The sequence below is a fragment of the Saccharothrix mutabilis subsp. mutabilis genome, assembly GCF_039521145.1.
Lineage (GTDB): Bacteria > Actinomycetota > Actinomycetes > Mycobacteriales > Pseudonocardiaceae > Actinosynnema > Actinosynnema mutabilis.
On the sequence record NZ_BAAABU010000016.1, the window covers coordinates 134,284 to 147,802 of the forward strand.

Below are 13,519 nucleotides of genomic sequence, written 5' to 3' on the forward strand. Positions count from 1 at the left end.
GCTCCTGGTGGCGGCCACCGCCGGGGTCGTCGTGGCCACGCGGTCGGCGACGGGGGCCGACCCCGAGCCGGCGGCGCCCGCGCGTCCGCCCGCCACGGCCAAGGTCACCCGGACCGACCTGGTGGACCGCGTCCAGGTGGACGGCGAACTCGGCCACGGCCCCGCCACCGCGATCACCGGCCGCCGCGCCGGCACCATTACCTGGCTGCCCGAACCCGGCCGGCAGGTCGGCCGCGGTGAAGCGCTCTACGCCGTGGACGCGGTCGCCGTGCCGGTGCTGTTCGGCGCGACCCCGCTGTACCGGGAGTTGCGCGAGGGCGTCCCGGCCGGCCCGGACGTGCTGGTGCTGGAGGAGAACCTCGCCGCGCTCGGCCACGCCGACTCCACCCCGGACGACAAGTTCACCGCCGGCACCGCGCGGGCGTTGCGCAAGTGGGAGAAGGCCGCCGGGTTGGCCGTGGACGGCGTGCTCGCCCCGGGTGACGTGCTGGTGCTGCCGGGCGCGGTGCGGGTGCACGCGCTGACCGCGCGGCTGGGCGCTCCCGGCGAGGCCGACCTGATGACGGTGACCGGGGTCGAACGGCTCGTCTCGGTCGAACTGGCCGACTCGCGGCGGCCCTACGCCGTCGCCGGGGCGAAGGTGGACGTGGTGCTGCCCGACCGGCGGACCGCGCCGGGGAAGGTCCGCGCGGTCGCGGAGAAGGCCGACGCCAAGGACGGCGGCACCCTGCTGCTCACCGTCGCCCTGGACGACCCGGCCGCCGCGCCCGAGTCGGGCCGGGTGCGGGTCGTGCTGTCCGGCGAGCGGAGGGAAGGGGTGCTCGCGGTGCCGGTGCAGGCGTTGGTGGCGTTGGCCGAGGGCGGGTACGCGGTCGAGCTGGTGGACGGGCGGCGGCTGGTGCCGGTGACGCCGGGCCTGTTCGCCGCGGGGTTGGTCGAGGTGTCCGGCGAGGGGTTGGCCGAGGGCCAAGAGGTGGTGACGACGGCGTGACGGCGATCCTGGAGCTGGACGGGGTGTCGAAGGTGCACCCCGGCGGGGTGGTGGCGCTGCGCGAGGCGTCGGTGCGGGTCGCGGCGGGGGAGCTGGTGGCGATCGTCGGGCCGTCCGGGTCGGGCAAGTCCACGATGCTGCAACTGCTCGGCACGCTGGACCGGCCCACGACCGGGCGGGTCCTGGTCAACGGCCACGACGTCGGCGGCCTGCCGGACCGGCGGCTGTCGGCGCTGCGGGCGTCGTGGATCGGGTTCGTGTTCCAGCAGTTCCACCTGGTGGAGGGGCTCACCGCGCGGCAGAACGTGGTGGCGGCCCTGGTGTACCGGGGGGTGCCGGCGCGGGAGCGGGGCCGGGCGGCGGACGGTGCGCTGGCGCGGGTCGGGCTCGCGCACCGCGCCGACCACCTGCCGGCGGAGCTGTCCGGCGGGGAGAAGCAGCGGGTCGCGATCGCCCGCGCGGTGGTGAACCGGCCGGTGGTGGTGCTCGCCGACGAACCCACCGGCAACCTCGACTCGACCTCCGGCGGCGAGGTGCTGGCGCTGTTGCGCGACCTCAACGCCGAGGGCACGACGGTCGTGCTGATCACGCACGACCCGGCGGTGGCGGGGTCGTCGCCGCGGCGCATCGAGGTGCTGGACGGGCGGGTCCGGCTGGACACGGGGTGGCGGCGATGACCGCCCCGCCGCCCCGCACCCCGCACCCGGACCCGGCCGACGCGGCGAGCACCCCGCCGCCCCGCGCCACGCGGCTGAGCCTCGCCGACGTCGCCCGGCTGGGCACGGTCGGGTTGCGCACGCGGATGGCGCGGACGGTTCTCGCCGCGCTGGGCATCGCGATCGGGATCGGCGCGCTGGTCGCCGTGGTCGGCGTCCCGGCGTCCAACCAGGCCGCGCTGCGCGAGCAGATCGCCGCGCTGGGCCCGAACCTGCTCACCGTCGCGCCCGGCAACGACCTGTTCAGCGCCGCCAAGGCCAAGCTGCCGACCGAGTCGGTGGCCATGATCGGCCGGATCGCGCCGGTGGAGGCGGTCAGCGCCACCGGGGTCACGACGGCCTCGGTGCGGCGCAGCGACCAGGTGCCGGCGGAGGAGACCGGCGGCATCCGCGTGTCCGCGAGCCGGCTCGACCTGTTGCAGGTGCTGCGCGGCCGGGTGCGGGCGGGGACGTTCCTGTCGCCCGGCGGGGCCGAGTACCCGACCGTGGTGCTCGGCGACCGGGCCGCGCACCAGCTCGGTGTGTCCCTGGCGGCCGACCGGCCCGCGCCGCTGGTGTGGATCGACGACCGGCCCTTCCGGGTGGTCGGCGTGCTGGAGCCGGTGGCGCTCGCCCCGGAGGTCGACGGGTCGGCCCTGGTCGGGTGGGCGGCGGCGCAGCGCTACCTCGGGTTCGACGGGCACCCCGGCCTGATCTACGTCCGGGTGCGCGACCACGCCCTGGAGGCGGTCAAGTCGGTGCTCGGCCGCACCGCGAACCCCGCGCGCCCCAACGAGGTGCTGGTGAGCCGGCCCTCGGACGCGCTCGCCGCGCAGCGGCTCACCGAACGGGCGTACTCGGCGCTGTTCCTCGGACTGGGCGGGATCGCCCTGCTGGTGGGCGGCATCGGCGTGGCGAACACGATGGTCATCTCGGTGCTGGAGCGGCGGCGCGAGATCGGGTTGCGCCGCGCGTTGGGCGCCACGCGCGGCCAGGTGCGCACGCAGTTCCTGGCCGAGTCGGCGTTGCTGGCCGGGTTGGGCGGCGGGATCGGCGTGCTGCTGGGCACGGCGGTCACCGCGGCCTACGCGGTCAGCCAGGGCTGGCCCGCCGTGCTGCCGGTGCCGGTGCTGGTCGGCGGGGTCGGCGCGGCGGTCGTGATCGGCGTGCTGGCCGGGGTGTACCCGGCGGTGCGGGCCGCGCGGCTCGCACCGGCCGCCGCCCTGGCCGACGTGTGAGGACGGGCCGGGGCCCCGACGACCGTGGTCGCCGGGGCCCCGTGGGGTTCCGCCGCCGGATCAGCCGACGGTCTGGACGCCCGAACCGGTGCGGTAGGTGCCGCTCGGGCAGATCTGGAGGATGCGCCAGCGGCCGGGGCCGACCCACGGCGAGTAGTAGGTCCAGCCGTTGCTGCACGAGATGTAGGAGCGGAGGTAACCGGAGTAGACGGTGCAGTAGCGGTCGATCGCGTTGGAGTAGAAGTAGGTGGTGCAGCTCCACGACGCGGCGACGCTGGGGCCCGACGCGTCCTGCGGGGCGGCGGCGAGCGCCTGGACCGCCGCCTGCGGCGCGGGGGCGGGTGCGGCCGACGCGGTCTGGGCCAGGCCCAGCGTGGCGGCGAGGAACACGAAGGCGATCGCGAACAGTCTCAGCCCGCGGTGCGCGGTGAACGTGGGTGTTTCGGACATCGGCGGCCTGTCTTTCCTCTCGTGGGTGGTTCGGACGCCATGCAGCATCTGTCGCACCGGACGCGGATCGAGAGGAATGGAAGCGAAGACTGCCGGCTGACATCGCTTTAGCCGCCGTTTTCGCGCATAGCACGCGATCGCCCGGCCGGGAAGTCCTGGAAGAGAAGGCTGCCGCCCACTCGGGTCCCGCTAGACCGAAGGGGTGGCGAACAGCCAACTTATGATTTGCTTATCGCGCCGGTGGCACACTGACGCCGAACAATGTATCGCGCAGCGTGTGGGGTTTTCGTCGGGTTCCCCCCGGGAGGGCGCGAGTTTGCACGGCTGAAAGGGGGACTGCAGTGCACGAAGCGACTCTGGTGGCACACGTCCGGTCGGCCCGGCGCAGGACCGACGGACCCCGACTGATGAATGCGGGTGAATTCTCCGCAAAAATAGGGCTGTCCGCGCGCACGATCCGCTCCTACCACGCGCGCGGCCTGCTCCCGCCGCCGGTGCGGATCGGCCGCACGCCGCACTACCTCGACGACCACCTCACCCGCATGCGGCAGGTCCTGTGGCTCCAGCGGCGGGGCCTGTCCCTGGACGCGGTGGGCGCGCTGCTGGAGCCCGACGCCACGCTGGGGCAGGTCGTGCCGGTCGGACCGGCCGTCGCCGAGGCGCTGCGCGGCAAACCGGACCTGCTGGCGGCCGGCGTGGAGAGCGGGATCATCTCGCAGCACCCGGACGGCACGGTCGAGGTCCACGCGGTCCGCGCGGTCTTCGCCGCGGGCGGCCGGGGCACTTCGGTGGCCCACGCGCTCGGGCTGCTCGCGGAAATGGCCGACGCGGTCGCGCCGCACGTGGACAAAGCGGTCGAAGCGGTCCGCCGGTCCACGGCGTGCGCGAATTTGGCCAAACCGACCGTGCCAGACGACCTGGCCGATCTCGTGCTCGAAGTCGTGCGCGCCCGGATAAGGCGCACCCTCGGCTGCACGACGCCCACCCGCGACAACTGACACCGTTCCGCCCCGCGTTGTCCTGAAAGCGCGTCGACTTCTCCGCGAAACGATCTCCCGCCCATCGGAACCGCGTTCTCGCCCGCCCCTGGACGCCGTTCCGATCACGGCCGGGGCCCGACTCTCCGCCCGCCCGCGCCGGCCACCCGCTTTGTAACCGGTTACATCGGCCACCGAGACTCCGCTGACCAGCTCGGATGTGCCACTACCTGCGGAAACGCGCAGCACCCCGCCGGGCCGGGTTACCTCTTCGTTACTTGACGGTCCGAGCGTGAAACGGCTGTCATGTGAGGCACCAACCGGGCCGGAGCGAGATCCGGCCGCATTCGTCGGAAAGCCCACTTCTCGAAACGGGTGTCCGGCGTGCCCGAAAAACGGAAGGGGCCGGAAATGGGACGTACCGGGCCACTGGTCGGCGCGGCGCTGCTCGTCGGGAGCCTGGTCGCGGGCTGCGGGGGAGCGGGGGACGGCAAGACCCGGATCGCCATCGGGTTGTTCGGCAACTTCGGCTACCAGCAGCTGTTCGAGGAGTACGAGCGAGACCACCCCGACATCGACATCACCGACCGGACCGCCTCCTACTCCGACCACCACAAGAACCTCGCCGCGCACCTGGCCACCGGCAACGGCGCGGCCGACATCGAGGCCGTGGACACCGGGTACGTCAACCAGTTCAAGCAGAACCCGGAGAAGTTCGTCGCGCTCGACCAGGGGCTCAAGGACCAGTGGCTGGCGTGGAAGTGGGAGGCCTCGCTGGCCAAGGACGGCACGCAGATCGGGTACGGCACCGACGTGGGCGGCCTGGCCATCTGCTACCGGCGCGACCTGTTCGAGCAGGCCGGGTTGCCCGCCGACCGCGACGCGGTGAGCGCGTCCTGGCCCACGTGGGAGAAGTTCGTGGAGACCGGGCGGCGGTTCCAGGCCTCCGCGCCGCAGGGCGTCAAGTTCTTCGACGGCGGACCGACCGTGCTCAACGCCATCGTCGGGCAGGCGCCGGTCGGCTACTACGACAAGACCGACCGGATCGTCGTGGGCGAGAACGCCGACCTGCGCAAGGGGTGGAACCTCGTCACCGGGGCCGTCGCCGACGGCCTGTCGGCGGGCCTGCTGTTCAGCACCCCGCAGTGGAACACCGGCATCAAGCAGGGCCAGTTCGCCACCATGGCCTGCCCGGCCTGGCAGATGGCCAAGATCAAGGACCAGGCGCCCGACACCAAGGGCAAGTGGGACCTCGCCGCGGTGCCCGGCGGCGGCGGCAACTGGGGCGGCTCGTACCTGACGGTTCCCAAGCAGGGCAAGAACACCGACAAGGCGCACGCCCTGGCCAAGTGGCTCACCGCGCCCGAGCAGCAAGCCAAGGTCTTCGCCAACGCGGGCCTGCTGCCCTCCACGCCCAAGGTCTACGGCGAGCAGTCGATCAACCAGATGACCTCCGAGTTCTTCAACAACGCCCCGGTCGGCAAGGTGTTCATCGAGGCCGCCCGCTCGTTGCGGCCGCAGTACCAGGGGCCCAAGGCCGGTGACATCCAGACCGAGCTGGGCAACGCGATGCAGCGCGTCGAGCAGGGCAAGCAGAGCGCGGACGAGTCGTGGGCGCAGTTCGTCGCCGACGCCGGGCGGCTCGCCGGATGACGACCGCGGACTGGCGGGAACGCCGCCACCGCTGGGACACCAGGTACGCGCCCTACGCCTACATCGCGCCGTACTTCCTGCTGTTCGCGGTGTTCGGCCTGTTCCCCCTCGGCTACACCGCCTGGGTGTCCCTGCACGACCGCAACCTGCTCGACGGCGACGCGGCCACGTGGGTGGGGCTGGGCAACTACGTCCGGCTCGTCACCGCGGATCCGTACTTCTGGAACGCCATGGGCAACACGGTGAGCCTGTGGCTGCTCACCACCGTGCCGCAGATCCTGTTCGCCCTGGGGATCGCGCAGTTGCTCAACCGGCGCATCCGCTCCCGCACGCTGTTCCGGATGGGCGTGCTGCTGCCCAACATCACCTCGGTCGCCGCCGTGACGATCATCTTCGCGCAGCTGTTCGGCCGTGACTTCGGCCTGGTCAACTGGGTGCTGGAGCTGTTCGGCGCGGGCCGGGTCGACTGGCAGGCGGGGACGGCCAGTTCGCACACCGCCATCGCGGCGATGGTGGTGTGGCGGTGGACCGGCTACCACGCGCTGATCTTCCTGGCGTCCATGCAGGCCGTGCCGACCTCGGTGTACGAGGCGGCCCGGCTGGACGGCGCGAGCCAGTGGCAGCAGTTCTGGCGCATCACCGTGCCGATGCTGCGCCCGCAGATCATCTTCTCCACGGTGATCGCCACGACCGGCAACATGCGGCTGCTCGCCGAGCCGCTGCTGTTCAACCCCGGCGCCGCGGCGGCCACCGGCGGCTCGGACCGGCAGTTCCAGACCGCGGCGCTCTACCTCTACGAGCAGGGCTTCACGAAGTACGACTTCGGCTACGCCTCGGCGATCGCGTGGCTGCTGGTGCTGGCGACCGTGCTGGTCACCGGCCTGAGCTACCTCGCGGCGCGCCGCATCCGGACGGACTGAGAGGCCACCCATGACCACCCTGTTGGACCGCCCGCCGGTCGTCGCGCCGCCGGTGCGGCGCCGGCGGGCCGTGCCGCTGCCCGGTCCGTGGACCTACGCCGCGCTGATCGCGGTGCTCGCCGGGTCGGCGTTCCCGGTGTACTGGTCGCTGGTCGTGTCGTCGCAGACCCCCGACAAGGTGGACCAGGTGCCGCCGGTGCTGGTGCCCGGCGGCCACCTGTTCGCCAACATCGCCCGCGTCTTCGACACCACGGACTTCGCGCTGGCGTTGACGAACTCGTTGGTGGTGTCGGGCACCATCACGCTGTCGGTGGTGTTCTTCTCCACGCTGGCCGGGTTCGCCTTCGCCAAGCTGCGCTTCCGGGGCCGCAACGCGTTGATGCTGCTGGTGATCGCCACCCAGGCCATCCCGACCGAGTTGGGCGTCATCCCGCTCTACATGATGATGAGCGACTTCGGGTGGGCGGGCGAGGTGCACGCGGTGATCGTGCCCGGCCTGGTCACGGCGTTCGGCGTGTTCTTCATGCGGCAGTACTTCGAGCGCGCGGTCCCCGACGAGCTGCTGGAGGCCGGCCGGATGGACGGGTGCAGCTCCCTGCGCCTGTACTGGCACGTGGTGCTGCCCGCCGCGCGGCCGGCCGCCGCCGTGCTGGGGCTGTTCACGTTCATGCAGGCGTGGAACGACTTCTTCTGGCCGCTGGTCGTGCTGGTGCCGGAGAACCCGACCGTCCAAACCGCACTGTCCACACTGGCCAGCGGCTACACGACCGACTACACCCTCGTGCTCACCGCGGCCACCATCGGCACCGTGCCGGTGCTCGCGGTGTTCCTCCTGTTCGGCCGCCAGATCGTGGGCGGGATCATGCAAGGAGCACTCAAAGGATGACCGACTTCCCTTCCGGGTTCCGCTGGGGCGTGGCCACGTCCTCGTACCAGATCGAGGGCGGGGTGGCCGAGGACGGCCGCGGCCGGTCCATCTGGGACGCGTTCTGCGAGGTGCCGGGCGCGGTCGCGGGCGGGGACACCGGGGCCGTGGCGTGCGACCACTACCACCGGTGGCCCCTGGACGTGGCGCTGCTGGGCGACCTCGGCGTGGACGCCTACCGCTTCTCCGTGGCGTGGCCCCGCGTGCAGCCCACCGGCGCGGGCCTGGTGGAGCGGCGCGGCCTGGACTTCTACCGGCGGCTGTGCGAGGCGTTGCTGGAACGCGGCATCGAGCCGTTCCCCACGCTGTACCACTGGGACCTGCCGCAGGCGCTGGAGGAGCGGGGCGGCTGGCGGTCGCGTGACACGGCGATGCGGTTCGTCGAGTACGCGACGGTCGTGCACGACGCGCTCGGCGACCTGGTGACCAAGTGGACCACGTTCAACGAGCCGTACGTGTCCTCGATCGTCGGCTACGGCGAGGGACGGCACGCGCCGGGCGCCCGCGAGGGGCACGGCGCTCTGGCCGCCGCGCACCACCTGCTGCTGGCGCACGGCCTGGCCGTTCGGGAGATGCGCGGCGTCGAGGGGCACGAGTTCGGGATCGTGCTCAACCAGTCGCCGTCGGTGCCGGTGTCCGCGTCCGAGCGCGACGTCGCCGCCGCCCGCCGGCACGACCTGCTGCTGCGCAGGCAGTTCACCGACCCGCTGTTCGGCGGTCGCTACCCGGAGGACTACGAGGAGGTGTTCGCCGGCGTCACGGACCTGTCGTTCCGACACGACGGCGACCTGGCGGCCATCGGCGTCCCGCTGGACTACGTCGGCATCAACTACTACTACCGCCAGCACGTCGCCGACGCGCCGCACCGCGACCCGGACCCGGCCACCCGCACGGCCATCGACATCGGCATCGACACCACCCGCCTGCCCGACGTGCCGCGCACGGCGATGAACTGGCCGGTCGAGCCCGCGGGCCTGACCGAGACCCTGCTGGGCCTGCGCGACCGCTACCCGGACCTGCCGCCGGTCTACCTCACCGAGAACGGCTGCGCCTACCCCGACCGCCCCGGCTTCGCCGACCAGGAGCGCATCGACTACCTGCGCGACCACCTGGCCGCCGCCCGGGAGGCCATGACCGCCGGGGTGGACCTGCGCGGGTACTTCGTGTGGTCGTTCCTGGACAACTTCGAGTGGGCGCACGGCTACAAGCACCGCTTCGGCCTGGTCCACGTGGACTACGAGACCCAGGACCGGACTCCCCGCGCCAGCTACCACTGGTACCGGGAGGTGTTGGCCCGGCAACGCCGTTCGACCGACTGACGGGCCGCGCCGCCGCCGCCCGGTCACTACGCTCGGCGGGGTGCCGCTCCGAGACCCCGACGCGCTGCGCGACGAAGCGATCGGTCTGCTCAGCTCGTACCCGCTGACCGGGCGGCGCGACCTGGTCGAGCAGGCCGTCGCGCTGTTCCGCGAGGTGGTCGCGGGCCGGCGGCGGGCCGGCGACCTGAACAACCTGGTGGCCGCGCTGGGCATGCTGTCCGAGCACGACGGCGATCCGGAGGTGTTGCGGGAGGCGGTGCGGGCCGGGCGGGAGGCCGTCGCGAGCGCGGGCGGCGACCGGGCGCGGGCGCGGTACCTGGACAACCTCGGCGGCGTGCTGCGCGGCCTGTTCGCGCGCACCGGGGAACCGCACCTCCTCGACGAGGCGGTGCGGGCCGGGCGGGACGCCGTCGCGCTCACGCCGACGGGTGACCGGCAGCGCGTGGCGTTCCTGAGCAACCTCGGCGCCTCGCTCCAAGCCCGGTACGACCGCACCGCGCAGCTCGACGTGCTGCGGGAGGCCGCACGGGTGGGACGGGAGGCGGTGGCGGCGTGTCCACCCGACGACCAGCACCGCGCCGTCTACCTGCACAACCTGTGCGGCACCCTGGAGCACCTCCACCACCGCGGCCGGGACCTCGACGTGCTGCGCGAGGCGGTGCGGGTCGCGCGGGAGGCCGTGGCCGCCGCGCACCCGGACCACCCGGGACGGGCCGCCATGCTCGGCAGCATGGCGGGCGTGCTGGCCCTGTGGTCCGAACGCGTGGGCGACGCGGGTGCGCTGCGGGAGGCGGTGCGGGTGACGCGCTCGGCGGTGGCCGCGACCCCGCCGGGCCGTCCCGACCGCGCCATGCACCTGAACAACCTGGGGTCGATGCTGCTGGCGACGTTCCGGCTCCGGGGGGACGTCGACGCGCTGCGCGAGGCGGTGCGGGCGGGGCGCGAGGCCGTGGCGGCGAGTCCGCCGGACGACCCGGACCGGTCCCTGTTCCTGGACAACCTCGGTGCCGCACTCCGGGAGCTGTCCTCGCCCGAGGCGGTGGACGAAGCACGCCGCTGCCACCGCGCGGCCGCGGAGTCCACGACCGGCAAGACGACCGTTCGCATCCGCGCCCACCGCCGGCTGGCGTCCCTGGCCGACACCCCCGGGGAAGCGCTGCGGGCCGTGGAGGCGGCCATCGACCTGGTGGAGGCGCTCACCTCGGACGGCCGAGCCCGTGCCGACCGCCAGCACGACCTGGGGCGGTTGGGCCGACTCGCGGACGAGGCCGCCGCGGCGGCGTTGGCCGCAGGCCGGCCGGAGCGGGCCGTCGAACTGCTGGAACGCACCCGCGGCATCCTCGCCGCCGACGCCGTCGGCATGCGCGGCGCGGACTACGACCGGCTGCGCGACCGGCGGCCCGACCTGGCCGACCGGCTGGACGAGCTGCGCGCGCGGCTGGACGACCTCGACCGCGCCCCTTCGGACCGGAACCCCCGCCTGGCCGACGAACGCCGCGCCACGCACCTGGCCCGGCAGCGCCTGGTCGAACAGATCCGCGCCCTGCCGGGCTTCGCGGGCTTCTTCCGCGCCCCGCGCGTCGAGCACCTCGCCGCGCACGCCCGTGACCGGCCGGTCGTCTTCGTCACCGCGGGTCGGGCGCTGGTGCTGGCCGAGGGCCGTCCCGTCGGGGTCGTCCCGCTGCCCGGCCTGACCCCGGCCGCCGCCGGCGAGCAGACCGACCGGCTCCTGACCGCGTGCCGGGCCGCGGGCGTGCGCGAAGTGGCGCCCGCCGCCGGTCGCTCCGCGCAGCACGAGGTCCGCGACGTCCTGTCCTGGCTGGGGGACGCGGTCGTGGACCCCGTCCTGACCCACCTGGGCCACACCGCCACCCCACAGGGCACGTGGCCGACCGTGTGCTGGTGCCCGGTGGGCGCGATGGCGTTCCTGCCGCTGCACGCCGCCGGTTCAGCCCTGGACCGAGTGGTGTCGTCCTACACGACGACCGTGCGCGCGTTGAGCCACACGAACCACCGCCGAACCGGCACGGGAACCCTGGTCGTACCCGTGCCGGAGGAGGCGTTGCCGGGCATCGGCCGGGAGGCCGAGGCGATCCGCCGCCTGGTGCCCGACGCCCGCCTGCTCCGGACCCCGACCCGGGACGCGGTCCTGGAAGCGCTGCCGGGCCACCACATCGCCCACTTCGCCTGCCACGGCCACGCCGACCGCGCCGACCCCAGCCGCAGCCGCCTCGTCCTCGCCGACCACGCCACGAACCCGTTGACGGTCACGGAGGTCGCGGCCCTGCGGCTGTCGGCGGACCTGGCCTACCTGTCGGCGTGCGACACGAGCGTCACGGCGCCCGAACTGGCCGACGAGTCGGTCCACATCACCGGCGCCTTCCACCTGGCCGGTTACCGCCACGTGGTCGGCACCCTGTGGCCCATCGACGACACCACGGCGGCCGAACTGGCCACCGAGTTCTACACCCGCCTGACCGACGGCGGCACCGCCCCGCCCGAACCGGCCCGCAGCGCGTCCGCCCTGCACGAGGCCACGAGAACCCTCCGCGCCCGCCACCCCGGCACCCCGACCGCCTGGGCGGCCTACACCCACACCGGTCCCTGACGCGGTGCGGGCGCGGGTCACTTGTCGCGGGGGTAGGTCTTCTGGATCTCGCCCTGGAGGTTCGCCTGGAGGTACGCGCCGCCGTACTCGTCGGCCAGGTAGACCCGGATCGACGCCTTCTTGTCGATCAGGCCGGTGTCGATGATCACGTAGCGGGCGGTCGGCTGGGGGACGCCGAGTTCCTTGTTCGCCTGCTCGATCAGGGTGGGCAGGGCGTCCCAGTTGACGTCGTTGAGGTTGAGCACCGCGCGGTCGGCGTCCACACCGTCCGCGCCCTCGCGGTTCGCCCGGCCGTTGCGGTACTCGAAGTTGTCGAAGCCGTTCGCCACCGCCTTGGTGCGGGCGGTCGCGGTGGCGCGGTCGGGCCACAGGGTCAGCTCGGAGACCTCCGTGCCGCCCATGACCTCGCTGAGCGCGGCGACCGCCTTGCGCGCGCCGGCCGGGGTGAGCAGGTCGTCCTTCGCCGCGGCGGCCGGGGTGGTCGTCGGGCCGGCGGGTTGGCCGCCGACGGTCGGCTGCCCGGCCTGCTGCGCGGTGGACGTGCCCTTGCCGCCGGGGTCCGCCGAGCCGGTCGTGCCGGTCAGCTTGACGACCACGACCGTGATCGCGACGACCACCGCCACGCCGACCAGCGAGAGCACCACGGACCCGGTCCGGCCGCGCGGCTTGGGCACCGGGTAGGACTTCGGGTCGTACTGAGGCGTGCCGACCGGGTTGGGCGTCGACCCGGACGGCCAGTGCGCGTACGCGGGCTGGGGGCCGCTGGGCGGTCCGGTGACGGGGAAGCCCTGCGGGGTGGGCGGGCCGGTGACGGGCAGGCCGCCCGGGGTGGGCGGGCCGGTGACCGGGAAGCCCTGCGCGGCCTGGTCGCGTTCGGCGGCGGCGAACATCCGGTCCAGCACCTCGCCGGTCGGGCGCTCGGCCGGGTCGGCGCGCAGGGCCGCGTTGAGGGCGGGGGCGAGCGCGCCCGCGCGGCGCGGCGGCGGGACCGGCTCGGTCATCACCGCGGCCAGGGTCGCCATCGTGCTCGCGCGGCGCATCGGGTGGTAGCCCTCGACGGCCACGTAGAGCAGCATCGCCAGCGACCAGAAGTCGGACGCGGTCTGCGTCTCGTCGCCGCGCAGCCGTTCGGGGGCGATGTACTCGGGGGAGCCGATGACGTCGCCGGTGGCGGTGAGCTGGGTCGAGCCCTGGAGGGCGGCGATGCCGAAGTCGGTGAGCACGGCGCTGCCGTCGGTGCGCAGCAGGACGTTGCCCGGCTTGACGTCGCGGTGCATCACGCCGGCGGAGTGGGCCGAGCGGAGCGCGGCGAGCACGTCGCGGCCGACCCGGGCCGCCTCGGCGGGGCTCAGCACGCCCTCGCGCAGGCGGGCGTCCAGCGAGGTGCCGCGGACCAGTTCCATGACGATCCACGGGTACGGCGAGTCCGGCGAGTCGATGATCTGGTAGATCGACACGACGTTGGGGTGCTGGAGGCGGGCGAGCGCGCGGGACTCGCGCAGCACGCGCTCCCGGAGCTGGGCGGCCATCGCCGGGGTGCTCTCGACCTGGTCGGCGTCGGCCGGGCGGACCTCCTTGATGGCGACCTCGCGGTGCAGCCCCAGGTCCATGGCACGCCAGACCGTGCCCATGCCGCCGCTGCCCAGCCGTTCCAGCAACTCGAACCGGCCGTCGACGATCCGCCCTCTGTGCTCTCGCTCAGACACCGCGTCACGCTAGCAACCGGTCGTCGGCGGCGGAGCA

General features: G+C 73.7%; 11 protein-coding genes. 9 read left to right on the plus strand and 2 right to left on the minus strand.

Features of this window, described 5'->3' with window-relative positions; genetic code table 11:
• The first annotated feature begins 7 nt into the window (after window positions 1-7).
• The 3 genes from ABD126_RS27745 to ABD126_RS27755 are packed head-to-tail and all read left to right on the plus strand — an operon-like array spanning window position 8 to window position 2,924.
• Window positions 8-991, plus strand: a complete 984-nt coding sequence (locus ABD126_RS27745; protein ID WP_343936900.1) for a peptidoglycan-binding protein — start codon at window positions 8-10, stop codon at window positions 989-991.
• On the plus strand, window positions 988-1,668 hold the full coding sequence (locus tag ABD126_RS27750) for an ABC transporter ATP-binding protein (protein WP_343936901.1): 681 nt from the start codon (window positions 988-990) through the stop codon (window positions 1,666-1,668). Before ABD126_RS27745 ends, ABD126_RS27750 begins: the two co-directional genes overlap by 4 nt.
• The gene (locus ABD126_RS27755) at window positions 1,665-2,924 is read left to right on the plus strand and encodes an ABC transporter permease (protein WP_343936902.1); all 1,260 of its coding nucleotides are present in this window, start codon (window positions 1,665-1,667) and stop codon (window positions 2,922-2,924) included. The genes ABD126_RS27750 and ABD126_RS27755 overlap by 4 nt, the downstream gene beginning before the upstream one ends.
• A gap of 60 nt (window positions 2,925-2,984) precedes the next feature.
• On the opposite strand, the gene ABD126_RS27760 is transcribed toward ABD126_RS27755, so the two are convergent.
• Window positions 2,985-3,374: a hypothetical protein gene (locus ABD126_RS27760; protein WP_343936903.1), complete on the minus strand. Its 390-nt coding sequence runs from the start codon at window positions 3,372-3,374 to the stop codon at window positions 2,985-2,987.
• 407 nt (window positions 3,375-3,781) lie between these two features.
• Between ABD126_RS27760 and ABD126_RS27765 the strand changes: the two genes are divergently transcribed.
• From ABD126_RS27765 to ABD126_RS27790, 6 genes are all read left to right on the plus strand, one after another.
• Window positions 3,782-4,372: a MerR family transcriptional regulator gene (locus ABD126_RS27765; protein ID WP_343936904.1), complete on the plus strand. Its 591-nt coding sequence runs from the start codon at window positions 3,782-3,784 to the stop codon at window positions 4,370-4,372.
• 390 nt (window positions 4,373-4,762) lie between these two features.
• Window positions 4,763-6,004 carry an ABC transporter substrate-binding protein gene (locus tag ABD126_RS27770; protein ID WP_343936905.1) on the plus strand — a complete coding sequence of 414 codons (1,242 nt, stop codon included), beginning with the start codon at window positions 4,763-4,765 and terminating at the stop codon, window positions 6,002-6,004.
• Entirely contained in the window at window positions 6,001-6,924 is a 924-nt protein-coding gene (locus ABD126_RS27775) for a carbohydrate ABC transporter permease (RefSeq protein ID WP_343936906.1), read from the plus strand. The genes ABD126_RS27770 and ABD126_RS27775 overlap by 4 nt, the downstream gene beginning before the upstream one ends.
• A 10-nt stretch (window positions 6,925-6,934) precedes the next feature.
• Window positions 6,935-7,810, plus strand: a complete 876-nt coding sequence (locus ABD126_RS27780) for a carbohydrate ABC transporter permease (RefSeq protein ID WP_343936907.1) — start codon at window positions 6,935-6,937, stop codon at window positions 7,808-7,810.
• Window positions 7,807-9,168, plus strand: a complete 1,362-nt coding sequence (locus tag ABD126_RS27785) for a GH1 family beta-glucosidase (protein ID WP_343936908.1) — start codon at window positions 7,807-7,809, stop codon at window positions 9,166-9,168. The genes ABD126_RS27780 and ABD126_RS27785 overlap by 4 nt, the downstream gene beginning before the upstream one ends.
• A gap of 40 nt (window positions 9,169-9,208) precedes the next feature.
• Window positions 9,209-11,776 (plus strand): CHAT domain-containing protein, encoded by a 2,568-nt coding sequence (locus tag ABD126_RS27790; protein ID WP_343936909.1) that lies wholly within the window; start codon window positions 9,209-9,211, stop codon window positions 11,774-11,776.
• A 17-nt stretch (window positions 11,777-11,793) separates the two neighbouring features.
• On the opposite strand, the gene ABD126_RS27795 is transcribed toward ABD126_RS27790, so the two are convergent.
• Complete coding sequence (locus ABD126_RS27795) at window positions 11,794-13,482, minus strand: serine/threonine-protein kinase (RefSeq protein WP_343936910.1); 1,689 nt, start codon at window positions 13,480-13,482, stop codon at window positions 11,794-11,796.
• Between the last annotated feature and the right edge of the window lie 37 nt (window positions 13,483-13,519).